Here is a 21899-nt window from a genome sequence, read left to right as displayed (position 1 = left end):
GCCCGGCCGGGCGGCGCAGGCTGGACCCCATGGACAGGCCAGTGATGCGCGCCGTGCCCGGGGAGCGGCTCGCCCTCCTCCCGCAGGTCGACCGGCTGGACGAGGCGACCCGCCACGAGATGCGCGTGGTGGCCTCCGTCCTGCCGTTCAAGGTCAACAACTACGTGCTGGACGAGCTGATCGACTGGGGTGCGGCGCCCGAGGACCCGATCTTCCGGCTCACGTTCCCGCACCGGGCGATGCTGCCGGAGAAGATGTTCGCGGTCATGAGCGACCTGGTCGCGGCCGGGGCCCCGCGGCAGGTGGTGCGCGCCGAGGCGGACCGGCAGCGCCGGCTGCTGCACCCGCACCCGGGCGGCCAGCTGGAGCTGAACGTGCCGCGGATGGGCGGCGCGTCCGTGCCCGGTCTCCAGCACAAGTACCGGGAGACGGTGCTGCTGTTCCCCTCGCACGGCCAGACCTGCCACACGTACTGCGGCTACTGCTTCCGCTGGGCCCAGTTCGTGGGGATGCCCGAGCTCAAGCAGCACGTGGCGGGGCCGGGCCCGGCCGTGGAGTACCTGGCGGCACATCCGGAGGTGACGGACGTCCTGGTCACCGGCGGAGACCCGATGATCATGTCCGCGGAGCACCTGCGGGCCTACCTGGAGCCCCTGCTGTCCCCCGCCCTGGGGCACGTGCGCAATATCCGCCTGGGCACGAAGGCCCTCAGCTACTGGCCGTACCGCTTCCTCACCGACCCCGACGCCGACGACCTGCTGCGACTGCTCTCCGAGTGCGTGGCCGCGGGGCGCTCGGTGGCGGTGATGGCCCACTTCTCGCACGGGCGGGAGCTGTCCACCCCGGCCGTGCGCCGCGCGATCGGGCGGCTGCGCGGGACCGGCGCGGTCCTGCGCGCCCAGGCCCCGATGGTCCGGCACGTCAACGACGACCCGGAGGTCTGGGCCTCGATGTGGCGGGAGATGGTGCGGCTGGGCGTGCAGCCGTACTACACCTTCGTGGAGCGGGACACGGGTGCGCGCGAGTACTTCGCCCTGCCGCTGACCCGCGCCCTGGCCGTGTACCAGGAGGCCCTGCGGCAGGTCTCCGGGCTGGCACGCACGGCCCGCGGGCCTGTGATGTCCGCCACCCCGGGCAAGGTCCTGGTCCACGGCGAGGCGGAGGTCGCGGGCGAGAAGGTCTTCGTGTGCAGCTTCCTCCAGTCCCGTGAACCCGAGCACTCCGGGCGCCCGTTCTTCGCCGCCTGGTCCCCCACGGCGACCTGGTTCGACGAGTTGCGCCCGGCACTGGGCACCGACCCCGCCCTCTTCGGGGACACGGCGGTACTGGCGCAGACCGCCCCGGGTTTTGTATCGTGAAGGAACAAAGTGGTTCCGTCCGCACTCCCTGACCGGTGGACGGAACCACTTGTTCTCTTTCTCGCGCCCGTCTGGAGCCCCGCCGATGCCGGCCAGCACCGCCACCCCCGTCGTCCTGACCGCCAAGGCCCTCCTGCTCGACATGGACGGGACCCTCGTGAACTCCGACGCGGTGGTCGAGCGCTGCTGGCAGCAGTGGGCCGTGGAGCACGGGCTGGACCCGCAGGAGGCCCTCAAGGTGGTCCACGGCCGCCAGGGCTACGCGACCATGGCCATCCTGCTCCCGGACCGCCCCATGGAGCTCAACCACGCCGACAACGCCGTGATGCTGGCCCGCGAGACCGCGGACGTCGAGGGGGTCGTCCCCGTCGAGGGCGCGCCCGAGTTCCTGGCGGCGCTCGACGCCCTGCCCCACGCGCTGGTGACCTCCGCCGACGAGGCCCTGGCCACGGCCCGCATGACGGCCTCCGAACTCCCCATGCCCGGCATCCGGGTGACCGCCGAGAGCGTCGAGTCCAGCAAGCCGCACCCCGAGGGCTTCCTCAAGGGCGCGGCCGAGCTGGGCGTGGACCCGGCGGACTGCATCGTCTTCGAGGACTCCGGCGCGGGCATCGCCGCGGGCCGGGCGGCCGGGATGCGCGTGGTCGGCATCGGCCCGCGCGCGGGCGCGCACGGGCCGACGGTGCACGTACCCGACCTGCGCTCGGTCCGCGTGGAGGCCACGGCCGAGGGCGCCATCCGCCTGACGGTGACCCCGGCCGCGGCCTGACGGCGGCTGCGGACACGCCGGAAGCCGGGCCCCGCCGACGGCGGCGGCCCGGCTTCCGGCGTGCGCGGCCCCCGGCGGCCGCGCACCGGCGTCAGCCCGCGACGGCCTCGTACAGGCTGAAGACGGCCAGCGCCGCCATCACGCCCGCCGCGATCTTCGTGATCAGCTTCAGCGGTACGTACTTCATGAGCGTCCGCCCGCCCAGGATGCCGATGCCCGCCACGGCCCACAGGGCCAGTACCGCGCCCAGGCCGACCGAGACGGGGTCGTCGTAGCGGGCGGCCAGGTTCGCGGTCATGATCTGGGTCAGGTCGCCGAACTCGGCGACCAGGATCAGCATGAAGCCCGCGCCCGAGACCTTCCAGAAGGACTGGTCCGCCGGAGCCTTGACCTCCTCCTCGTCCTCCCCCTTGCGCAGCAGCAGCACCGCCGCCCCGACCAGGAAGAGGACGCCGACGACCGCCTGCACCAGCCGGTGCGGCAGCAGCGTCAGCACGCTGCCCGCCGCGATGGCCAGCGCGACGTGCACGGCGAAGGCGGCGGCCACGCCGGCGAAGACGTACGAGGCGCGGTAGCGGGTGCCGAGCATGAGCCCGGCGAGCGCCGTCTTGTCGGGCAGTTCGGCGAGGAAGACGACGCCGAAGGCGATGGCCATGATGGTGAAGCTGATCACGGGGTGAAACCTCAATCGGTCGGGCAGGAGCCGTCGAACCGAGAGACCGGGCTGTTCCAGGGGTCGCTTCGGCACGGCGGCGCCCTGTGGGTACACGGGTACGAGGACGCTGCGGCCGAAGGTCTCGCTGGCCGACCGCTTGCGCGGCCTGCCTCCGGGCGCCGGCTGGGTGACCCAGCAGTATGTCGACGGTCCGGCGAAGAGCTACTCCCCTTCTGCTCCGTACAGGTTACGCCACACCCCGCCGCGGCCGGAACGGGCCCTTGGTCCCGGATCCTCCCGAACCGCACCGCGGCGACCGTGCCGCAGCAGCAGTCGCCGCAGCAGCCGCGGCCGCGCCCCGCGCCCGGAATCTCAACTTCCGCTTAAAGCCGAGGGGTTGGACGGGTTGATCTGACGTGCCCACGTCGCCACCCTGTTACCCGGCGCCCATCCCCGGGACATCCGGCGCCGTGACGATGGCCGCGCCCCGCCGGGGCCGCACAGGCCGGACCCCCCGCACCCAGGAGTTCACATGTCTGCTGTCTACGCGCGTCGATTTGGCATGCTCGCGGCATCCGCCGGCCTCGCGGCCACCGCGCTCGCCACCGCCCCCGCCGCCCACGCCGCCATGCCCACCCCCATGAGCGCGGCCGCCGCCCGCTCCTACCTGGCGACCGTCACCCCCCAGGCGGAAGGTTCCTCCGCGGGCTACAGCCGCGACCTCTTCCCGCACTGGAGCACCGTCTCCGGCACCTGCAACACCCGCGAGACCGTCCTCAAGCGCGACGGCGTGAACGTCGTCACCGACTCCGCGTGCGCCTCCGTGAGCGGCAGCTGGTTCTCCGAGTACGACGGCGCCACCTGGACCGTCGCCTCCGACCTGGACATCGACCACGTCGTCGCCCTCTCCGAGGCCTGGCGCTCCGGCGCGAGCTCCTGGACCACCGCCAAGCGCCAGCAGCTCGCCAACGACCTCACCCGCCCGCAGCTCATCGCCGTCACCGACAACGTGAACCAGGCCAAGGGCGACCTCGACCCCGCCGAGTGGCTGCCCTCCCGCACCTCGTACCGCTGTACGTACGCCCGCGCGTGGGTCAACGTGAAGCAGTACTACGGCCTGACCATCGACTCCGCCGAGAAGTCGGCCCTGACCAGCGTGCTGAACGGCTGCTGATCTCCCCCGCCGTTCCGGAACCAACTCCCCCTTCCCCGTCGTACCTTGATGCGAAGGGGACACGGAGAAGGGGGAGTCGGATGGGCGGTCTGCGCCTGGGACCACTGCTGAGGTACGTGGACTGGGACACCGGCGGCACCGCCACCGTGTGGGTCGAGGCCGACCGGCCCTGCACGGCCGAGGTCCGCTGCGCCGACGGCGCCGGCGGATCGGTGCGCACCTTCCAGATCGCCGGCCACCACTACGCCGTCATCCCGGTCACCGGGCTGACCCCGGGAGGCACCACGGAGTACGAGGTGCTGCTCGACGGCCGGCGGGTCTGGCCCCTGCCCGACAGCCGGTTCCCCGCGAGCACCATCAGCACCCCGGTCCCCCTGGGCCCCGGGCGCGCCGCGCCCCCGCTCCGGGTCTCGTTCGGCTCCTGCCGCCAGGCCGCCCCGCCCGCCGACGGCCGCGGCCCGCACGGGCCCGACGCCCTGGACACCCTCGCCGCCCGGCTGGCCGAGGACCCGGGGGCCGACCGCCCGGACCTGCTGCTGCTCCTCGGGGACCAGGTGTACGCCGACCAGCTCTCCCGGGAGACCAAGGCCTGGCTGGCCGCCCGCCGCGACCTGCGCGAGGCCCCGGGCGCGCAGGTCGCGGACTACGAGGAGTTCACGCGGCTGTACGACGAGTCCTGGCTCGACCCCGAGATCCGCTGGCTGCTGTCGACCGTACCCAGCTGCATGATCTTCGACGACCACGACCTGTCCGACGACTGGAACACCAGCGCCTCCTGGGTCGCGGAGCGCCGCGCCCTGCCCTGGTGGCAGGAGCGGGTCCTCGGCGGGCTCATGTCGTACTGGGTCTACCAGCACCTGGGCAACCTCTCCCCCGCCGCCCTGGCCGCCGACCCCCTCTACGCCCTGGTCAGCCGGGACGCGGACGGCACCGACGCCCTGCGCCGCTTCGCCGTCGAGGCCGACGCCGACCCGGCCGCGGTGCGCTGGAGCTACCGGCGCGACTTCGGCACCACCCGGCTGCTCGTGGTCGACACCCGCTGCGCCCGGGTCCTGGACGAGGGCAGCCGGGCCATGCTCGACCCCGAGGAGCAGCAGTGGGTCCGGGACAACGCCCTGGCGGGCCACGGCACGTACGACCACCTCCTGATCGGCGCCTCGCTGCCCTGGCTGCTCCCGCCGCTGGTCCACGACGCGGAGGGGTGGAACGCCGCGCTGTGCCGCGGCGAGCGCGGGGAGCGCTGGGCGAGGTTCGCGGAGGACCTGCGGCGCCGCAGCGACCTGGAGCACTGGGCGGCCTTCCCGCCCTCCTTCGCCGCCCTCACCGACCTCATCGAGGAGGTGGGCACGGGCCCGAAGGCCCCGGCGACGGTCTGCGTGCTCTCCGGGGACGTGCACCACGCGTACGTGGCCGAACCGCGGACCGCGACCAGCTCGCGGATCTACCAGCTGACCTGCTCCCCGGTCCACAACTCCATCCACCCGGCCGTGAAGCTCGGCTTCCGCTTCGGCTGGAGCCGGGCGGGCCGGTGGCTGGGCCGGGTGCTCAGCGGGCACGGCCGCACGGGCCGGCCGCCGCTGTCCTGGCGGCGCACCGGCGGCCCCTGGTTCGCCAACCAGCTGATGACCCTGATGCTGGACGGCCGCACGGCCCGGCTGCGCCTGGACCAGGCCCACCGCGGCCCGCGCGGCGACCGGAAGCGCGCCCGCCTGCTCACGGCGGAGGAACGCGACCTGTCCTGAGCCCCCGGCCCCTCCCCCGGTGCACCCTCGAAGCCCGCTCGAATCGGGCTCGAACCGGGCTGGGGCCACGGCGGTGCGCCGCCCTCCCGGGACCCGCCCCCACGGGAAGACGACGACAAACCAACCGCTACCTGTCCACTACCTGACACACCGGCGGGACCCGGCGGCCGGGTGCCCGAACCCCCGGCGTACGCTGTACGGCAGTCAAGGCCGCCCCTGCCGCTCCCCCGCGACGTCGCGGCGAGTTCCGCCGATGCACGTCACCCGTCAACCGGACCGGGGGGTTCCGTCTTGCTCGATCCTCTGGATGCGCTGGGCTCGCTGACCACGAGCCCGTGGATCTACGCCGTCGTGGCGCTCTCCGTGGTGCTCGACGTCTTCCTGCCCGTCCTGCCCAGCGGGGTCCTGGTGATCACGGCGGCCGCGGCCACCGCCGCCGCCGGCACCGCCGCCACCGTGCCCGAACCGGGCCCCGACATCCTGGCCCTGCTCCTGTGCGCGGCAACCGCCTCCGTCCTCGGGGACCTGGCCGCGTACCGGCTGGGCCGGCGCGGCGGCACCCGCATCCAGCGCGCCCTGGCCCGCTCCCGGCGGCTGACCCGCGCCCACCAGCGCCTCGGCCAGGCCCTGGGCCGCGGCGGCGGGGCCCTGGTCGTCATCGCCCGCTTCGCCCCGGCCGGCCGCTCGGTGGTCTCCCTCGGCGCGGGAGCCGCACAGCGCCGCATCAAGGAGTTCCTGCCCTGGTCGGCCCTGGCGGGGCTGGCCTGGGCGGCGTACAGCGTGGGGCTCGGGTACTTCGGCACCCAGTGGCTCGGCGCCCCCTGGCTCGGTACGGCCGTCTCGGTACTGGCCCTCTTCGGGGCCGGCGCCCTCGCCGCCTACCTGGTCCGCCGCCGCCCGGCTCCGGCCCCGGCGACGTAAACCGCCCCCTGCGGCTTCGGGGGAGGGGCGGCCCCTCCCCCGAAGGAACGAACCCCTCACCCGTTCACCCGGCCCCGATCGCCGGAAGCAGCCCGGACTCCTAGCGTCCAGAACACGGCGCACCGCCGGATCCGCCCGGGATCCGTCCGCGCGCCGTTGTCGAGCACGAGCCGAGCCCGAGCAGCCCGAGGAGTTCCGCCATGCGCCTGAGCAGCGCCGCGGCCGCCACCGCACTCACCGCCGCAGCCTTCCTGCCCGCCGCCACCCCGGCCTTCGCCACCGCATCCGCCCCGGAGACCTCGCCGGCCCCCCTCGCCAGCGTGTCCCCGAGCACGGTGGCCCCGGGCGGCCGGGTCGCCCTCAACATCGCGGGCTGCGGCACCCGTACGGGCCGCGCCTCGTCCAACGCCTTCGGCGAGGTCCAGCTGACCCCGGGCAACCTGGAGGCCAGCAACCTCTTCGGCGGCGCAACGGTCTTCCGCAACACCTCCCCCGGCACCCACCGCGTCACCTTCGACTGCGGCGGCCGGCAGGTCGCGGTCTCCCTGTACGTCACCCCGGGCGCGGCCCGCGGCGGCCTGGGCGGCAGCTTCGGCGGTATGAGCCCGACGGAGATCCTGGTGGGCGGCGGCCTGGTGGCCACAGCCGTGGCCGCGGGCCTCTACACCCTCCGCCGCCGCTCCCCGGGCCCCACGGCGTAGGACTCAGCCCTCCGCCGGAACCGGCTTCCGGGCCGCCCCGCCGCCGCGCACCTCGATCCCCTCCAGGAGCATCCGGGTGGCCTCGGTGACCGCCTCCACGGCGGCGTCGAACACCTCCCGGTTGTGCGCGGCGGGCGCCCGGAACCCCGACACCTTCCGCACGTACTGGAGGGCGGCGGCCCTCATCTCCTCTTCGGTGGCCTTCTCCGGCAGCAGCGGGGGCCTCAGGGTCTTGATACTCCGGCACATACCCCGAGTATCCCTCCCCGCGCCCCACCACCCCCCGAATTCCCCCCACCCCCTCCCCTACTCACCCAACTCCCCCCGGCAGCCCCGGGCCGATCGAGGTCCGGGGCCTTCGGCGTGCCCGGGGGTACGGTGCGCAGGGCGGGGGGTTTGTCCGGCGGTGGGGGTTGCTGGCGGAGGTGCGCATGGATGCGGGTGTGGTGGCCGTGGTGACCGGGGTCGCGGGGATGGTGGGGGCGCTCGGCGGGGCCGCCGCCGGGGGGTTCGCGGCGGTGCGCGGGGCCCGGATCGGGGCCGAGAAGGCGTTCCAGGGCGTGCAGGCGCAGGTGCGGGGGCAGGAGGCGGCCGAGCACCGGCACTGGGTGCGCGAGCAGCGGCACCAGGTGTGTGCGCTGGTCCTGCAGCGGATGGCCGAGGTGACGGACGGGGTGGCCGCGGTCCGGTCGGGGGCCGGGGGTGCGGAGGAGGCCCTGGTCCGGGTCGGCGGGGCCGTCAACGAGTTGTTCTACGAGGCCCGGCTGCTGCTGTTCTGGGGCCCGCAGGACGTGGCGGCGGCCGCGATGGGCCTGGCCGAGGGGAGCGAGGCCACGTTCAGGGCGATGATCGGGCAGGTGGAGGGGGCGGCAGGAGCCGGCCGGGCGCTGGAGGCGGCCGAGGGCGATCTGCGGCGGCGGCAGGTGGAGTTCATCACCTCGGCTTCGCGGGCGCTGCGGGACGTCGGCGCGGACGGCTTCGAACCGCCGACATCTGCTTTGTAAGAGCAGCGCTCGCTACGGGAGCCGTGGGCGGGTGGAGGGTCGGGGGCCGGAGGGGGTGCGGGTTCTGGTGCGGTGTTCGCGGGCCGCCTCGTCGGGGTGGCGGGCCTGCCAGTACGGGTTGTCGTGGGGCAGGGCGCTGCCGACGCGGCCGTACATGCCGAACCACATCAGCATCACGCCGACGACGAAGCTGAACAGGACGTTCTGGATCTCGAAGGCGAGGAAGTTCAGGCCGGTGTCCAGGAGGGCGAGGTTCAGGAAGCCGCTGGCGATGAAGGCCAGGCCCAGGACGATGTTGAGGGTGGAGGCGAAGTTGCCGCCGACGGCCATGCAGGCGAGCAGCAGCAGGCCGACGCAGAGGGAGAGCACGCTCAGGGCGCCGTTGGTGTTCAGGCCGAGGACCTGGTCGCCGCCGGTGTCGAAGAAGCCGATGTTGTCGGTGAGGCCCAGGATGCCGAAGACCAGGAGGAGGAGTCCCGTCAGCCCGGCGCCGATCCGGTAGACCCGGCTCAGGCGGTGGTCCGCGGGCAGGTGCTCGTCGAGACCGGCCCGGACGGGGTTCGCGACCCGGTGGGCGAGGCGCGAGACCACGGAGGGCTCGGGGTCCCGGGGCGGGCCGTAGGGCTCGTGGGGGACGTAGGGCGCGTAGTGGTCGTGGGCCTCGTGGCAGCCGTAGGCCGCGTGCGGGGCGGGGGGACCGGTCGCCGGGGGCGTCTGGGGCGCGGGCGGTGCCTGCCGGGCGAAGCGGGAGAACCGCGAGGGGTGCGGGAGCCGCGAGAGCCCGGGCCGGTGGGATACATGGGCGGCCATGACCAGCCTCCTCTGCTCCCTCCCAGCATCCGCCCGCCCCGCCCCCCGGACAAGCCCGGCGGGGAGACGGACGGGTCGCATGCCAGGGGGGTGAGGCGCACGGGTACGGGGCCCACGGGGTACGGGGCGCACGGGGTACGGGGCGCAGGACCCGCGCGCCGCTCCCGCAGGTCCGTCACGACCCCGCGCGCCGCCCCCGCAGGTCCGCCACGACCCGGCCCACCGCTTCGCGGATCCCCCGCATCTCCTGGAGGAAGCTCCAGTAGTCCGGGTGCCGGCCGTCCAGGGCCGCCACCGCCCGGTCCACCCGCGCCACCGCCGCGTCCAGCGGGCCCGCGTGCCGCGGGTCGGGCACGCTGCGGCCCTCCATCGCCAGCCGCTGCGCGTCCCGGATCGCGAAGCGCGTGCGCTCGACCTCCTGCTGCGGGTCCCGCGCCACCGCCTCCAGCGCCCGCAGCCGGTCCCCCGCCGCCGACACCGCCTCGTCCATCCCGTCCAGCAGCGCTCGTACGGTCCCCAGCAGCGCCGTCGCATCCGCCCACCGCTGCTCGTCCCGGGCCTTCGCGGCCTCGCGCAGCCGGTCCTCCGCCTGCCGGACGGAGCCGGCAGCCTGGTCCGGCACCCGCTGGAGGTCCTGCCAGCAGGCCGCACTGAACCGGCGCCGCAACTCGCTCAGCACCGGCTCCACCTGCCCGGCCCGCGTCTCCAGCGCCTGGGTCCGGGTCCGCAGGCTCACCAGCCGGCGGTCCAGCTCGGCGGCCCGCTCGGGCAGCCGCTCGGCCTCGGCGCGTATCGCCTCCGCCTCGCGCAGCATCCGGTCGGCCCGCTGGATCGTCTCCTGCACCCCGTGCTGCCCGGCGCCCTGGTTGAGCATGGTCAACTCCGGGGCCAGCGCGGCCAGCCGGGCCGCCAGCTCGTCCGCCCGCATCCCCGAGGCGCGCACCGCGTCCAGCGCGTCGCTCGCCGCCAGCAGCGCGGCCTTCGCCCGCTCCCGGGCCGGCGCCAGCCGCGCCAGCTCCGTCTCGGCCCGGTCGAGCAGCGGCCGCAGCCCGGCCTCGAAGCGCTCCAGCTCCCCCTTGACCCGTACGAGCTCCTCCTTGGCCCGGTTCAGCTCCTCCCTCGCCCGCGCCGCGACCGACGCCTCCAACTCCGCGCGGTCCAGGTCGTAGCGGTCCACCGACTCGATGTACGCGCGGCTGACCTCGTCGATCCGCCGCCCCAGCGCCGCGAACCCGTCCACCGCCTGCCGCGCCCCCGCGCCGCCGTCCACGGCCGTGATCGTCTCGATGGAGATCCGCAGGTCCCGCTGGGCCGTGTCGAGCTCGTAGAAGGCGGCGGCGGCAGCGTCCTTGGCGGCCTGCGCTTCCGCCCGCCGGCTCTCGTCCCGCCCACCGAACCACCGCCGGGAAGTAGCCGTCACAATCCCTCTCCCGTGCCACGCCGCATCCGCCATGCCCCGCTCCATTCTCCCCCAACTGAACGAGTTTGCGTCGGCACCTGCCCCTCCATGTAGGCTGTCCACTCATCCACGGGTGCGTAGCTCAGGGGTAGAGCGCTGCTCTTACAAAGCAGATGTCGGCGGTTCGAAACCGTCCGCGCCCACCAGTGCAAAAGGCCCCTCGCCGATCATGGCGGGGGGCCTTTCGCGTCCCGGCCGGCAGGGGCGTATCCCGGGGTGGGCGGGACTGCGTAGCCTGGGGGCATGCCTCGATACGAGTACCGCTGCCGGACCTGTGACGACACCTTTGAGCTGAGCCGGCCGATGGCCGAGTCCGGGGCTCCTGCCGACTGCCCGCAGGGGCACGGCGACACCGTGAAGCTGCTGTCCGCCGTGGCCGTGGGCGGGACCGCCGCGGCAGCGGCCCCCGCCGGTGGCGGCGGGGGCTGCTGCGGCGGGGGCGGGTGCTGCTGAGACCCCGCCGGGGTCCGGGAGCGGCGGCTAGCGCTTGCGGGAGAGGGTCAGGCCGTCCGAGATGACGGTCAGGACGCTGTCCATGCGGGGGTCCGCCCGGACGTGGTCGTTGAAGGCCTGGACACCGGCCGCCGAGGGGGCCGGGTCCTTGTCGAGGACGCGGCCGTGGAAGAGCGTGTTGTCGGTGACGATCAGGCCGCCGGGGCGCAGGCGCGGGACGAGCTCCTCCCAGTACGCGGTCAGGTTCTCCTTGTCCGCGTCCAGGTAGACCATGTCCACGTGCGGTTCGGCCGGCAGGGCGCGGACGGTGTCCAGGGCCGGGGCGATCCGCAGGTCGATCCGGTCGGCCACCCCCGCGGCCTCCCAGGCCTCCCTGCCGTACGCCGTCCACTCCTCGGAGATGTCGCAGGCGATCAGCCTGCCGTCGGCGGGCAGGGCCTGGGCCATGGAGAGGGTGGAGAAGCCGGTGAAGGTGCCGATCTCGACGATCAGCCGGGCCCCCGTCAGCCGGACGAGGAAGGCCAGCAGCGGGCCCTGCTCCTCCGCGGACTGCATCCCGGCCACGTCGGGGAACTTCTCGTAGGTCTTCGCCACGAGCCCCCGCTGGACCTCGTCCAGCGGGGGGTTGTGGTCGAGCATGTAGGCGTACAGCTCATCGGTGATCTTCGTAGAGTTGCCCTTGGTCATGGGCTCAGTCTGCCGAGCACACCCCGTCCGCGTACGCGGCACGGGCGAACTCGCGCACGATTTGCTCGCCCGCGAGCACGCCCCGCTCCGCGAGCGCCGTGACCCGCGGCGCGCTCCAGTGGGCGTCTGCGAGCTCCCCGTGGCCCGGCCGCCAGGCCCGGTCCGCGGCCAGCAGCAGGTCGGCGTCGAGGAGGGAGTCGCCCGCGGCGAGGGTGAGGGCGGCGCCGGTGCGCCGGGCCACCTCGGCCATGGCCGCGCTCTTGGTGAGCGGGCGCGGTACGGCGTAGATCTTGCGGCCCTGGAGGGAGACCGTCCAGCCGCGGGCCCCGGCCCATTCGGCGAGCTGCTTGACCCAGTCCGGCGGCAGCAGCGGCCGCTCGACGACGAGGTACGCGAACAGGTCGTCGGCCACCCGCTCCTTGCGCAGCCAGGCCGGGTCGGCGGTGGCGCGCAGGTGGGCGCGCACCTCCTCCAGCGGGGCGCACTCGCTGGCGAGCCGGCCGCTGACCGCCCGCCGCCAGTCGCGGTCGGGCTCCCCGTCGACGAGGAGCTGCCCGCCGTTGGCGCAGATCGCGTACTGCGGGACGGGGCCGGGGATGCGGATGCGCTGGTACTGCTTGCGGGTGCGGGTGGTGGTCGGGACGAACACCACGCCCGGCGCCGCGCCGAGTTCCGCGAGCAGTCCGGCGGCCGTCTCGGTCATGTAGGAGAGCGGCTTGCTCTCGTGGACCTCCACGCACAGCAGCCGGGGTGCGGCGGCGTCGGGCATGCCGAGCGCCAGCGCCGCGGTCGAGTAGATGAGCGTACGGTCGAGATCGCTCGCGATCAGGACGGTCACTTCGTGACCACCGCCTTTCCGTCGGCGCCCGTGGCGCCCCGTGTGTACCGGGGGTGGATGAGTCCCACGCAGGTGTAGGGGAGGCCGTCCACCTCCTCGACGGGCACCCCGCGCTGCTCGGCGAGCAGCCGTACGTGCCCCAGGTCGGCGCCCGCTCCGCGGCGGGCGAGGATCTTCCAGGGGACGCGGCGCAGCAGCACCCGCGTGGTCTCGCCGACCCCCGGCTTGACGAGGTTCACGTCGTGGATGCCGTACTCCTCGCTGATGCGCTCCACGGCCGCCCAGCCCTCCCAGGTCGGCGAACGGTCCGCGGCCAGCAGCTCCTTGACCTCGGCGGCCACGGGGTCGGCGACCTCGGGGAAGAGTGCGGCGACGGTGTCCACGAACGCGACGGAGACGTCGGCGTCCGCGAGCTCGCGGTAGAACTTCGCCCCGTGGAAGTCCTGCGGGCCGACCAGGTCGGCGCGCAGCACGGTCCTCGATATGAGCCCGGAGACGGTGGAGTTGAGGCAGGCGGAGGGGATGAGGAAGTCCTCGCGGGTGCCGTACGTGTCCACGCAGCCGCCGGGGTCGGCCAGGACCACGATCGCGGGGTCGAAGGCGGCGAACTCCTCCGACTCCCCGAGGGCGGCGGCCAGTTCGCGGGTGATGGCGCCCTTGCCGGTCCAGCCGTCGACGAAGACCACGTCGGCCGGGTCGTGGTGGGCGGCCAGCCAGCGCAGGGCGTTGGCGTCGATGCCGCGGCCGCGCACGATGGACACGGCGTAGTGCGGCAGGTCGAGCCCGTGCCGGTACGCCGCCCAGCGGCGCATCAGCACGCCGACGGGGGTGCCGGCGCGGGCCAGCGAGACCAGCACCGGGGAGGGGGTGCGCTCGGCGAGGACGGTCTCGGTGACGGTGCCGACGGCCTGCGCGATGCGGCGGGCGGAGGAGTCGAGGGCGGCCCGGTAGAGCTCCTGGTACTGGGGGCTGGGCTGGTACTCGACGGGCAGGGACTCGGCGTAGTGGGCGCCGCCCGCCTGAATGGCCTCCTCCCGCTCCTCGGTGGGGGCCTCCAGCGCGACGGCCGAGAGGTCCTGGAGCAGCCAGCCGACGTCCTCGGCGGGGTAGGAGGAGAAGTCGGGTCCGCGGAGCGGCTCGGGCAGCATCTTCGGCTCCTGCCGGTGGGAGGGGGCGCCGGCGGTGGCACCGGGTGCGGGCTGCGCTCCCGCGCGGGCGCCGGTCGGGGCGTACGCGGGTACGACGGCCAGCAGCACGCGGCCGGTGTGCGGGGCGAGCCGGGCGGCCAGTCCGTCGGGGGCGTGCAGGGCCGGGGTGTCCCCCGCCGAGTCCACGACGGCGACGACCGCGTCGAAGCCGGCGCCGGCCACGTTGTAGGCGTACCGCTCGCCGGGGCCGTCGGCCGGGTCGTCGTGGGCGGGGAAGACCAGCCGGGTGCGGATGGCGTAGCCGGGGTCGTCCACGGCCAGCACGGGCGAGCGCGTGGTGGTGGAGAAGCGGACCTCGGCGGCGGCCCCGGAGCGCTCCAGCTCCTGCGCGAGGCGCAGCGGGGCGTACATGAGCTCTTCGTTGCCGAGGACGAGCACCCGGCCGGGCCGGGGCCCGAGGGCGGCGGCGAGCCGCCCGGCCAACTGCGGCAGGGCCCGGTCCAGGGCCTCGCGGTGCGCGGCGGTGAACCCGTGCCGCCCGCCGTCGGGCAGCCCGGCGGGCCAGCCCAGGTCCACCCGCTCGACCTGCGGCGCGGGTACGGGCGCGGGCGCGGGCGCGGCCTCCTCGTGCCCGTCGTACTCCTCGACCAGGGCCGTGCCCTTCGCGAGCACCCCCTCCGGGAGCCGGACCGTGCCCGTCGCCAGGGCGACCAGGTCGATGCGGGCGCCCAGCTCCGCCGCGAAGGCGTCCAGGCGGGCCCGGTCGGCCGGGGCCCGGACGTCGACCAGGGCCACGATCACGTACCGCTCGCGCGGGTAGCGGGCGTGCAGGTCGCGGACGGTGTTGAGGACCGTGTTGCCGGTGGAGAACTCGTCGTCCACGAGGACCAGCGGGCCGTCTCCGGCCAGCAGGGCCGGGTCCTCGGGGAGCAGCAGGTGGGAGGTCGCGTGGGAGTGGGACTCCTCGAAACCGCCGGCCGGGTCCACTCCGGCGACCGGGCGCCGGGTCGAGTGCAGGTAGACCGCCGGGCCGCCCAGGCCGTCGGCCACGCAGTGGCCCAGCCCGGTCGCCGTCTCCGCGTACCCGAGGACGACGGCGCGCGCGGCCTCGGCGGGGCCGAGCAGCCGCGCGACGCGGACGCCGAGCCCGTGCCCGGCCCGGTAGACCGTCTCCGGGGACTGCGGCACGTGCTTGCCGAGCACCCGGGAGACCAGCAGATGGGCCCGCTTGGGGTTGCGGCGCAGGGCCAGCCCGAGCAGGTCCGCGAGCCGCGGACCCTCCCGGTCCCGTTCGGCTTGCTCCAGGCGGACGCCGAGCCGCTGGGCGACCCACGTGCCCGACCACACCGTGTCGTCGTTGATGACTGTCTCTTCCCTCGTCGTCCCCGGGCTCAGACCGAGAGCCCGGCCGTGAGCAGGTCCACGAACCCGACCTGCTCCTTCGCCACCCCGAAGACCTCGGCGCGCAGCATGGTGCGCTCGGCCCAGGCCCGGTGCGGCTTCACCTCGTTCATCTTGTTCGTATAAGCCGATCTCAGCACTCCGCCGCCGCCCCGCTCCGGCCGCAGGATGTCCTGGGCGTCGCTGAACTCCTCGTGGGAGACCACGGACAGGGCGTGCACGGGCGTGACGTGTGCGGGGTGGATGCAGGTCTTGCCGAGCAGCCCGTTCGCCCGGTCGAGTTCGATCTCGCGCAGGAGCCCGTCGAGGTCGTGCTCGATGAGGGCGGTGCGCAGTTCCTCGGCCTGGCCGTCCAGGAAGGGGCTGCGGCGCAGCTGGGGCTTGAAGATCCGCTGCTGGCTGCGGAAGTACTCCCAGACCGGTCCGGTGACGGTGAAGCCGGTGCCGTCGGCCCTGCTGAGCACGTTCACCACGTCGGCGATGACCCCGGCGACGATCCGGACGTCGTAGGCGGTCATGTCGGGGGTGCGGCGCAGCCCGTACGCGGAGCAGAAGTCGGTGACGCCGAGGCGCAGGGCGAGGACCCGGTCCCGGTGCCGGTCCACGAGCCGGAAGATCCCGGCGAGGGCCTCGGCCCGGGTCTCCAGGTGGAGCAGCTCGGGGGACTCGAGTACGGGCATGGCGAAGAAGCGGCGCCGGCAGGCGGCCTCCGCTGCGGCCACGGCGTCCAGGAAGGGCCCGCCGCGGTCCTTCGTGAACTTCGGAAGTACGAATCCGGCCAAAAGACGGACAGAGGGGCCCAGGCGGGCGGCGAGGTCGCCGATCTGCTCGGGACGGCGGACCCGGACGAAGAGCAGCGGGAGTTCCCCGCCCTCCCGGTCGAGCTCGGCGAACTGCCGGACGAGGTTCTCCTCGGCCCCGGCCACCTCGGCGTCGCCGATGGAATCCTCCAGGCAGAGGACCATCGAGACCACTCCGCGGGCGGCCTGCTTGCGCACGTCGTCCGCGAGCTGCGGGCGGGTGGCGGGGCTGTACAGCGTGGCGCCGAGGGCGGCGGCCAGGATGCGGGCCGGGGAGGCGGCGGTGAACTCACAGGGCTCCTGGTGGAAGAGCTCCCTGCGGATGGCAGGCGCCACGTGCCCGAAATGACGCATGTGCTTCCCCCGTACTGCTGTGGCGGCCCGACTGGCATGGCCGGTAATAGTACGTACGAATGAGTGTCAAGAGTTCCTCAAGTTAATGAAATTCGGGTAACCCTCTTGCACCATGCCCAGGACCCGCTCCGAGGACAAGGGGCCGGACAGGGGGGTCGCATTGTCCCGCCCCGCTCCGGGAGGGCAGGATGACCGGCATGACGCACGCGATGCAGAAGGGTTCCAACATCCCCGTGACGCCCACGGCGGTCCGGGCGGTGCTGCGCTGGACCAACGGCCCGGGGGTGCCCGACGTGGACGCCTCGGCCCTGGTCCTGGGCCGGGACGGGCGCGTGCGCTCCGACGAGGACTTCGTCTTCTACAACCAGCCCCGGCACCCGTCGGGCGCGGTCTGGCGGCTCGGCAAGAAGCTGCTGGGCGAGGAGGTCACGGACGCCATCCAGGCCGACCTGGCCTCCGTACCGCCCGTGGTCGACCGGGTGCTCGTGGTGGCCTCGGCGGAGGACGTGCCCTTCGAGCACGTCCGCGACCTGCGGGTACTGCTGTACGACGCCACGGGTACGGGCGGCTCGGAGCCGCTGGCCTACTTCGACGTACGGCCCGAGACCGGGGCGGAGACCGCGCTGATCTGCGGGGAGCTGTACCGCCGGGGCGAGGGGTGGAAGTTCCGCGCCCTCGGCGAGGGCTACTCCGACGGGCTGGTGGGGCTCGCCACCGACCACGGCATCTCGGTGGACGAGAACGGCGGCGGAAGCGACGCGGCGGCGGGCGCCGGGGACGCGGGCGCCGCCGGGGCCCCGGTGCACACCCAGTCCATGCAGCCGACCCAGGCCATCGCCCAGCGCGGCCCGCAGCTGCCCCCGGGCCCGCAGAACCCGCCCGCGCCGGCCGGCCCGCCCGTCCGCTTCCCGGCCCCGGCGCCGGCCCCGGGCGGCGTCTTCCGGCTGCCGCCGCAGGGCCCGCAGTTCATCCGGCACTGAGCCGCCCGCCGGGGCGCCGGCTCACGCCTTGGTGGTCTTGTAGCCCCGCCCCCACTGCAGGCCCCACCCGTAGAGCCGGTCCAGCTCGGCCTGGAAGCCGTACACGAAGCGGACCTCGCGCCGGACGACCAGCTCGTCCCGCACGTTCTCCAGCATGACCACCGCGCAGGAGCGGGCCTGCGGCTGGCGCTCGTCGAGGGCGATCTCGATCCGCGGGCCCGTGCTGGGGTAGAGGGTCACCAGGGCGTGGGTGCGGTCGAAGGCCGGGGTCTGGTCGTAGATGTAGACGAAGACCAGCAGGCGCTTGATCTTGTCGGCGTGGTCCAGGTTGACGAACAGGGTCTCGCCGGAGGGGGCGCCGAAGCGGTCGTCCCCGCTGAGCTTCACGTACGGCGGGGCGTTGAGGTCGCCCAGGAAGTTGCCCAGCGGCTGGACCACGCCCCGGCTGCCGTCCATGAGCTCGTACAGGCACCCGATGTCCAGGTCCACGTTGACCATGCCCTGGGTGTGGGCCTGCACGATCTCGGGTTTGAAGAGTTTGAACGGATGGCGGAGGAGCTGCCCGCTCTGGCCCGAGCGGCCCCCGAAGTCGGAGGTGCGCATCCGCCAGGAGAGGTTCACGCGGAGGTTGCCGGTCACCGCCCCCTGTTTGGTCAGCGAGACCGCGGGCTGCCTCTTGGTCAGCTCGATCGCGTTGGACGATGCGCTGCCCGACTGGAACTGTGCCGCGCGGGCGCCGCGCAGGCCGTCGAAGAACCCCATCCCTGCCCCCCAGGATCGTATGGATGCATAAAGGCCGGGGGGCGGCCGCCGGGTCCGTGGACCCGCCCGGCCGCCCCCCGGAGGAAGCGTTCCGCATTCGCGGCCGGGTCACACCCCGGCCTTGGCCCCCTCGTCGGCGCTCTCCCCGGCGGCCTCCAGCCGCCGGTTGCGCTGCACCGAGGAGAGGAAGGACGCGGCGATCAGGACCACGCCGATGAGGCCGGTGATGATCTCGCTGATCTCGTGCTCGATGGTGATGAGCAGGATGACGGCGAGGGCGCCGATGGCGTAGTGCGCGCCGTGCTCCAGGTAGACGTAGTCGTCCAGGGTGCCCTGGCGGACCAGGTAGACCGTGAGCGACCGGACGTACATGGCGCCGATGCCGAGGCCGAGCGCCATCCAGAAGATGTGGTTGGTGATCGCGAAGGCGCCGATGACCCCGTCGAAGGAGAACGAGGCGTCCAGGACCTCCAGGTAGAGGAAGAGGAAGAAGGCCGCCTTGCCGGCGAGGCCCAGCGCGGAGACCTCCTTGCCCTCGGCCTTGGCCTTCTCCTCGGCCTCGTGCTCGCGCTCCTCCTCTTCCTCGAGCTTGTTCTCGAAGAAGGAGGAGAGGCCGCCGACGATCAGGTACGTGATCAGGCCGGCGACCCCGGAGAGCAGGACGGTCGCGGACTTGTCCGCGTACCCGGTGCTGGTGTGGGCGTTGGTCGCGAAGGTCATCGCCGTGACGAGCAGGATGATCAGGGCGATGCAGACCGACAGCATGTCGACCTTGCCGAGCTTGGCCAGCGGGCGCTCCAGCCAGCCGAGCCACTTGATGTCCCGGTCCTCGAAGATGAAGTCGAGGAAGATCATCAGGAGGAACATGCCGCCGAAGGCCGCGATCGCCGGGTGGGCGTCCGTGACCAGCGCCTCGTAGCGCTCGGGGTTGTCCATGGCCAGCTGGACCGCCTCGATGGGGCCGACCTTGGCGCTGATGGCGACGATCGCGACCGGGAAGACCAGCCTCATGCCGAACACGGCGATGAGGATGCCGATGGTGAGGAAGATCTTCTGCCAGAAGGCGTTCATCTTCTTCAGGATTCCGGCGTTGACGACCGCGTTGTCGAAGGACAGCGAGATTTCGAGGATCGACAGGATCAGGACGATCCCGAAGGCCTCCCACCCCCACTGCCACGCGGCGAAGGCAAGGCCGGCCGCCGTCACGGCGAACGACCAGCCGAAGGTTTTCAGAACCACTGGCATCCCATCGTTGTGTACGGGTCCCCCCGCGCCTGCGGGGCGCTTTACGAAACGTTGACCCCGAAGTCTAGAGCGATGCCCCGCAGACCCGACGCGTACCCCTGCCCCACTGCACGGAACTTCCACTCGCCCCCGTAGCGGTACACCTCGCCGAAGATCATCGCGGTCTCGCTGGACGCGTCCTCGGAGAGGTCGTAGCGGGCGAGCTCCTGGCCGTCCGCCATGTTGACCACCCGGATGAAGGCGTTCGTGACCTGGCCGAACGTCTGGCGGCGGGCGTCGGCGTCGTGGATGGAGACGGGGAAGACGATCTTGTCCACATGGGCCGGCACCAGGGTCAGGTCGATGTTGATCGACTCGTCGTCCCCGTCGCCCTCACCGGTGAGGTTGTCGCCCGTGTGTTCCACGGAGCCCTCGGGGCTGCGGAGGTTGTTGTAGAAGACGAAGTAGTTGTCCCCGAGCACCCGGCCGTCCCGGCAGAGCAGGGCGCTGGCGTCGAGGTCGAAGTCCGCGCCGGTCGTGGACCGCACGTCCCAGCCGAGCCCGATGGTCACCCGGGTCAGGTTCGGTGCGGCCTTGGAGAGGGAGACATTGCCCCCCTTGGCGAGTGTGACGCCCATTCTTGGTCCTCCCCGGAAGACTGAGTGTGACGGGTGTGCAAAGCGGTCCGGCGCCGCACACACGGGGTGCACGGCGCCGGACGGTCCTGCTGCTGCGGCGCGGCTCAGACGTTGACGCCGAAGTCCTGCGCGATGCCGCGCAGGCCCGAGGCGTAGCCCTGGCCGATGGCGCGGAACTTCCACTCGGCGCCGTTGCGGTACAGCTCGCCGAAGACCATGGCGGTCTCGGTCGAGGCGTCCTCGGAGAGGTCGTAGCGGGCGAGCTCCACGTTGTCCGCCTGGTTGACCACGCGGATGAAGGCGTTGCGCACCTGGCCGAAGCTCTGCTGGCGGCTCTCGGCCTCGTAGATCGAGACCGGGAAGACGATGCGGTGGACGTCGGCGGGGACGCCGGCCAGGTTCACCTTGATCTGCTCGTCGTCGCCCTCGCCCTCACCGGTGAGGTTGTCACCGGTGTGCTCGACGGAGCCGTCGGGGCTCTTCAGGTTGTTGAAGAAGACGAAGTTGGCGTCGTTGGTGACCTTGCCCTGGTCGTTGGCCAGCAGGGCGCTGGCGTCGAGGTCGAAGTCGACGCCGGTGGTGGTACGAGCGTCCCAGCCCAGGCCGACGATGACCGCCGTCAGGTTGGGGGCGGCCTTGGTCAGAGAGACGTTGCCGCCCTTGCTGAGGCTGACTCCCACGGGTCCTCCATTGGTTGTGCGGGGCGGTGGCCCCGTCCTGCTGTTGCTAACCGGATCAACGGTCCGATCCTAGTGACGGGTTCCCGGTCCGTACCGGTATTTGCCAGGCATTTCCCAGGTTCCCGCGCAGGATCAGATGCTGTCGAGGGCCTTGATGTACTCGTTCAGGTCGCGGGCGTCCGGCAGGCCGTTGACGACGCTCCAGCGGACGATGCCGTCCTTGTCGATCACGAAGGTGCCGCGGACCGCGCAGCCCTTGTCCTCGTCGAAGACCCCGTAGGCCCGCGAGGTCTCGCCGTGCGGCCAGAAGTCCGACAGCAGCGGGTAGTCCAGGCCCTCCTGCTCGGCGAAGACGCGCAGGGTGTGGATGGAGTCGTTGGAGACGGCCAGGAGCTGGACGTCGTCGTTCTGGAAGCGCGGGAGCTGGTCGCGCAGCTCGCAGAGCTCGCCGGTGCAGACGCCGGTGAAGGCGAAGGGGTAGAAGAGCAGGACGACGCTCTTCTCCCCGCGGAAGTCGGAGAGCCGCACGGTGGCGCCGTGGTTGTCCTTGAGCTCGAAGTCCGGGGCCTTGCTGCCGACCTCGATCGCCATCTCTCGCATCCCTTCGCTGGGCTGTTCGGGTGGGGCCAGCCTAGGCGAGCGCCCGCCCCGGAAGCGCGCAGCCCCCGCCGACCGGGGGGTCGGCGGGGGCTGCGCGTCCTTCGGCTGCCGCGCTGGTCAGCGCTTGCCGGACTTGGCCGTCTTCGGGGTGACCAGCTTGTTCGCCGTCCAGTCCTTGCCGACGCTGACCGGCTTGCTCGTCGAGAGGCCGGCGGTCTGGGCCGCCTCGTTGATGTCGCTGGCCTCGACGTAGCCGGGGCGGCCGGTCCTGGGCGTCAGCAGCAGGATCAGCGCATTGTCGTCGACCAGCTCGGTGGCATCGACCAGGGCGTCCGTCAGATCGCCGTCGTCCTCCCGGAACCAGAGGACCACGGCGTCTGCGACGTCCTCGTAGTCCTCGTCCACGAGGTCGCTGCCGATCTGGTCCTCGATAACCTCACGGAAGTCCTGATCGGCGTCGTCGTCGTAGCCGATCTCCTGGACCACCTGGTCGGACTGGAAGCCCAGCCGGGCGGCCAGGCTGGTCTCCGCGTGGTCCGCGGTCGCGCTCACGGGTTGCCTCCTGCTCGTGTTCGGTGATGTCTTCTGGCCGCGCGCGTACGCGCAGCATTGGGCGTAGTCCACACGGGCGCGGCGGATCGCGCAAGTAGCCCGACGGCCGTGACCGTCTAAACGGTGACGATTGGGGCCGTCTCGCCGCAACTCCTGGCACTCTCGTGATGGCCTCCGGTGATTCATGCC

At 73.1% G+C, this 21899-nt stretch carries 23 protein-coding genes and 1 tRNA gene; 10 read left to right on the top strand and 14 right to left on the bottom strand.

All coding sequences use genetic code 11. From position 1 onward, the window contains the following. The first annotated feature begins 29 nt into the window (after positions 1–29). On the top strand, positions 30–1358 hold the full coding sequence (locus ACZ7JZ_RS03820) for a KamA family radical SAM protein (protein ID WP_470932835.1): 1329 nt from the start codon (positions 30–32) through the stop codon (positions 1356–1358). Between the two features lie 85 nt (positions 1359–1443). Then, on the top strand, positions 1444–2127 hold the full coding sequence (locus ACZ7JZ_RS03815; protein WP_470932832.1) for an HAD-IA family hydrolase: 684 nt from the start codon (positions 1444–1446) through the stop codon (positions 2125–2127). Between the two features lie 91 nt (positions 2128–2218). On the opposite strand, the gene ACZ7JZ_RS03810 is transcribed toward ACZ7JZ_RS03815, so the two are convergent. Further along, a complete protein-coding gene (locus ACZ7JZ_RS03810) occupies positions 2219–2800 on the bottom strand; it encodes a TMEM165/GDT1 family protein (protein ID WP_470932830.1) in 582 nt (193 codons plus the stop codon). A gap of 514 nt (positions 2801–3314) precedes the next feature. Between ACZ7JZ_RS03810 and ACZ7JZ_RS03805 the strand changes: the two genes are divergently transcribed. From ACZ7JZ_RS03805 to ACZ7JZ_RS03790, 4 genes are all read left to right on the top strand, one after another. Continuing rightward, positions 3315–3956, top strand: a complete 642-nt coding sequence (locus tag ACZ7JZ_RS03805; protein WP_470932828.1) for an HNH endonuclease family protein — start codon at positions 3315–3317, stop codon at positions 3954–3956. An 80-nt stretch (positions 3957–4036) separates the two neighbouring features. Then, positions 4037–5698 carry an alkaline phosphatase D family protein gene (locus tag ACZ7JZ_RS03800; protein WP_470932826.1) on the top strand — a complete coding sequence of 554 codons (1662 nt, stop codon included), beginning with the start codon at positions 4037–4039 and terminating at the stop codon, positions 5696–5698. 291 nt (positions 5699–5989) lie between these two features. Next, entirely contained in the window at positions 5990–6619 is a 630-nt protein-coding gene (locus tag ACZ7JZ_RS03795; protein ID WP_470932824.1) for a DedA family protein, read from the top strand. Positions 6620–6819: 200 nt separating this feature from the next. Further along, positions 6820–7320 carry a hypothetical protein gene (locus ACZ7JZ_RS03790; protein ID WP_470932822.1) on the top strand — a complete coding sequence of 167 codons (501 nt, stop codon included), beginning with the start codon at positions 6820–6822 and terminating at the stop codon, positions 7318–7320. A gap of 3 nt (positions 7321–7323) precedes the next feature. Here ACZ7JZ_RS03790 and ACZ7JZ_RS03785 read toward each other — a convergent pair whose 3' ends face one another. Continuing rightward, a complete protein-coding gene (locus ACZ7JZ_RS03785) occupies positions 7324–7569 on the bottom strand; it encodes a DUF2277 domain-containing protein (RefSeq protein ID WP_470932820.1) in 246 nt (81 codons plus the stop codon). A 182-nt stretch (positions 7570–7751) separates the two neighbouring features. Here ACZ7JZ_RS03785 and ACZ7JZ_RS03780 point away from each other — a divergent pair, with 182 nt between their 5' ends. Continuing rightward, complete coding sequence (locus ACZ7JZ_RS03780) at positions 7752–8324, top strand: hypothetical protein (protein WP_470932818.1); 573 nt, start codon at positions 7752–7754, stop codon at positions 8322–8324. Between the two features lie 12 nt (positions 8325–8336). On the opposite strand, the gene ACZ7JZ_RS03775 is transcribed toward ACZ7JZ_RS03780, so the two are convergent. After that, positions 8337–8915 (bottom strand): DUF4383 domain-containing protein, encoded by a 579-nt coding sequence (locus tag ACZ7JZ_RS03775; protein ID WP_470933386.1) that lies wholly within the window; start codon positions 8913–8915, stop codon positions 8337–8339. 394 nt (positions 8916–9309) lie between these two features. After that, positions 9310–10599, bottom strand: a complete 1290-nt coding sequence (locus ACZ7JZ_RS03770; protein ID WP_470932816.1) for a hypothetical protein — start codon at positions 10597–10599, stop codon at positions 9310–9312. 65 nt (positions 10600–10664) lie between these two features. On the opposite strand from ACZ7JZ_RS03770, the gene ACZ7JZ_RS03765 reads away from it, so the two are divergent. Beyond that, positions 10665–10739 (top strand) — tRNA-Val (locus ACZ7JZ_RS03765). 97 nt (positions 10740–10836) lie between these two features. Beyond that, positions 10837–11046: an FmdB family zinc ribbon protein gene (locus tag ACZ7JZ_RS03760; RefSeq protein ID WP_470932814.1), complete on the top strand. Its 210-nt coding sequence runs from the start codon at positions 10837–10839 to the stop codon at positions 11044–11046. A 27-nt stretch (positions 11047–11073) separates the two neighbouring features. On the opposite strand, the gene ACZ7JZ_RS03755 is transcribed toward ACZ7JZ_RS03760, so the two are convergent. The 4 genes from ACZ7JZ_RS03755 to ACZ7JZ_RS03740 are packed head-to-tail and all read right to left on the bottom strand — an operon-like array spanning position 11074 to position 16274. Continuing rightward, on the bottom strand, positions 11074–11733 hold the full coding sequence (locus ACZ7JZ_RS03755; RefSeq protein ID WP_470932812.1) for an O-methyltransferase: 660 nt from the start codon (positions 11731–11733) through the stop codon (positions 11074–11076). A gap of 4 nt (positions 11734–11737) precedes the next feature. Beyond that, positions 11738–12571: an HAD family hydrolase gene (locus ACZ7JZ_RS03750; RefSeq protein ID WP_470932810.1), complete on the bottom strand. Its 834-nt coding sequence runs from the start codon at positions 12569–12571 to the stop codon at positions 11738–11740. Further along, a complete protein-coding gene (locus ACZ7JZ_RS03745; protein ID WP_470933384.1) occupies positions 12568–15114 on the bottom strand; it encodes a phosphoribosyltransferase in 2547 nt (848 codons plus the stop codon). Before ACZ7JZ_RS03745 ends, ACZ7JZ_RS03750 begins: the two co-directional genes overlap by 4 nt. After that, entirely contained in the window at positions 15111–16274 is a 1164-nt protein-coding gene (locus tag ACZ7JZ_RS03740; RefSeq protein WP_470932808.1) for an HpcH/HpaI aldolase/citrate lyase family protein, read from the bottom strand. Before ACZ7JZ_RS03740 ends, ACZ7JZ_RS03745 begins: the two co-directional genes overlap by 4 nt. Before the next feature lie 188 nt (positions 16275–16462). On the opposite strand from ACZ7JZ_RS03740, the gene ACZ7JZ_RS03735 reads away from it, so the two are divergent. Next, complete coding sequence (locus ACZ7JZ_RS03735; RefSeq protein WP_470932806.1) at positions 16463–17254, top strand: TerD family protein; 792 nt, start codon at positions 16463–16465, stop codon at positions 17252–17254. A gap of 21 nt (positions 17255–17275) precedes the next feature. On the opposite strand, the gene ACZ7JZ_RS03730 is transcribed toward ACZ7JZ_RS03735, so the two are convergent. The 6 genes from ACZ7JZ_RS03730 to ACZ7JZ_RS03705 form a co-directional block, all read right to left on the bottom strand. Next, positions 17276–18016 (bottom strand): TerD family protein, encoded by a 741-nt coding sequence (locus ACZ7JZ_RS03730; RefSeq protein ID WP_470932804.1) that lies wholly within the window; start codon positions 18014–18016, stop codon positions 17276–17278. Between the two features lie 108 nt (positions 18017–18124). Then, positions 18125–19255 (bottom strand): DUF475 domain-containing protein, encoded by a 1131-nt coding sequence (locus ACZ7JZ_RS03725; protein WP_470933382.1) that lies wholly within the window; start codon positions 19253–19255, stop codon positions 18125–18127. Positions 19256–19302: 47 nt separating this feature from the next. Next, on the bottom strand, positions 19303–19878 hold the full coding sequence (locus ACZ7JZ_RS03720) for a TerD family protein (RefSeq protein WP_470932802.1): 576 nt from the start codon (positions 19876–19878) through the stop codon (positions 19303–19305). Positions 19879–19982: 104 nt separating this feature from the next. Beyond that, positions 19983–20558, bottom strand: a complete 576-nt coding sequence (locus ACZ7JZ_RS03715) for a TerD family protein (RefSeq protein WP_403982984.1) — start codon at positions 20556–20558, stop codon at positions 19983–19985. A gap of 132 nt (positions 20559–20690) precedes the next feature. Beyond that, a complete protein-coding gene (locus ACZ7JZ_RS03710; protein WP_470932800.1) occupies positions 20691–21149 on the bottom strand; it encodes a peroxiredoxin in 459 nt (152 codons plus the stop codon). A gap of 126 nt (positions 21150–21275) precedes the next feature. Next, on the bottom strand, positions 21276–21710 hold the full coding sequence (locus ACZ7JZ_RS03705; protein WP_470932798.1) for a DUF3052 domain-containing protein: 435 nt from the start codon (positions 21708–21710) through the stop codon (positions 21276–21278). Positions 21711–21899 lie beyond the last annotated feature (189 nt).

It is taken from the genome of Streptomyces sp. NPDC038213 (genome assembly GCF_055600495.1).
This window is presented reverse-complemented; position numbering and strand designations above follow the sequence as displayed.

What these genes read in the sequence shown, in the direction of transcription:
- ACZ7JZ_RS03820 (WP_470932835.1), top strand. Translation starts at nt 30, where the DNA reads ATGGACAGGCCAGTGATGCGCGCCGTGCCCGGGGAGCGGCTCGCCCTC.
- ACZ7JZ_RS03815 (WP_470932832.1), top strand. Translation starts at nt 1,444, where the DNA reads ATGCCGGCCAGCACCGCCACCCCCGTCGTCCTGACCGCCAAGGCCCTC.
- ACZ7JZ_RS03805 (WP_470932828.1), top strand. Translation starts at nt 3,315, where the DNA reads ATGTCTGCTGTCTACGCGCGTCGATTTGGCATGCTCGCGGCATCCGCC.
- ACZ7JZ_RS03800 (WP_470932826.1), top strand. Translation starts at nt 4,037, where the DNA reads ATGGGCGGTCTGCGCCTGGGACCACTGCTGAGGTACGTGGACTGGGAC.
- ACZ7JZ_RS03790 (WP_470932822.1), top strand. Translation starts at nt 6,820, where the DNA reads ATGCGCCTGAGCAGCGCCGCGGCCGCCACCGCACTCACCGCCGCAGCC.
- ACZ7JZ_RS03785 (WP_470932820.1), bottom strand. Translation starts at nt 7,569, where the DNA reads ATGTGCCGGAGTATCAAGACCCTGAGGCCCCCGCTGCTGCCGGAGAAG.
- ACZ7JZ_RS03780 (WP_470932818.1), top strand. Translation starts at nt 7,752, where the DNA reads ATGGATGCGGGTGTGGTGGCCGTGGTGACCGGGGTCGCGGGGATGGTG.
- ACZ7JZ_RS03770 (WP_470932816.1), bottom strand. Translation starts at nt 10,599, where the DNA reads ATGGAGCGGGGCATGGCGGATGCGGCGTGGCACGGGAGAGGGATTGTG.
- ACZ7JZ_RS03760 (WP_470932814.1), top strand. Translation starts at nt 10,837, where the DNA reads ATGCCTCGATACGAGTACCGCTGCCGGACCTGTGACGACACCTTTGAG.
- ACZ7JZ_RS03755 (WP_470932812.1), bottom strand. Translation starts at nt 11,733, where the DNA reads ATGACCAAGGGCAACTCTACGAAGATCACCGATGAGCTGTACGCCTAC.
- ACZ7JZ_RS03740 (WP_470932808.1), bottom strand. Translation starts at nt 16,274, where the DNA reads ATGCGTCATTTCGGGCACGTGGCGCCTGCCATCCGCAGGGAGCTCTTC.
- ACZ7JZ_RS03735 (WP_470932806.1), top strand. Translation starts at nt 16,463, where the DNA reads ATGACCGGCATGACGCACGCGATGCAGAAGGGTTCCAACATCCCCGTG.
- ACZ7JZ_RS03730 (WP_470932804.1), bottom strand. Translation starts at nt 18,016, where the DNA reads ATGGGGTTCTTCGACGGCCTGCGCGGCGCCCGCGCGGCACAGTTCCAG.
- ACZ7JZ_RS03720 (WP_470932802.1), bottom strand. Translation starts at nt 19,878, where the DNA reads ATGGGCGTCACACTCGCCAAGGGGGGCAATGTCTCCCTCTCCAAGGCC.
- ACZ7JZ_RS03710 (WP_470932800.1), bottom strand. Translation starts at nt 21,149, where the DNA reads ATGGCGATCGAGGTCGGCAGCAAGGCCCCGGACTTCGAGCTCAAGGAC.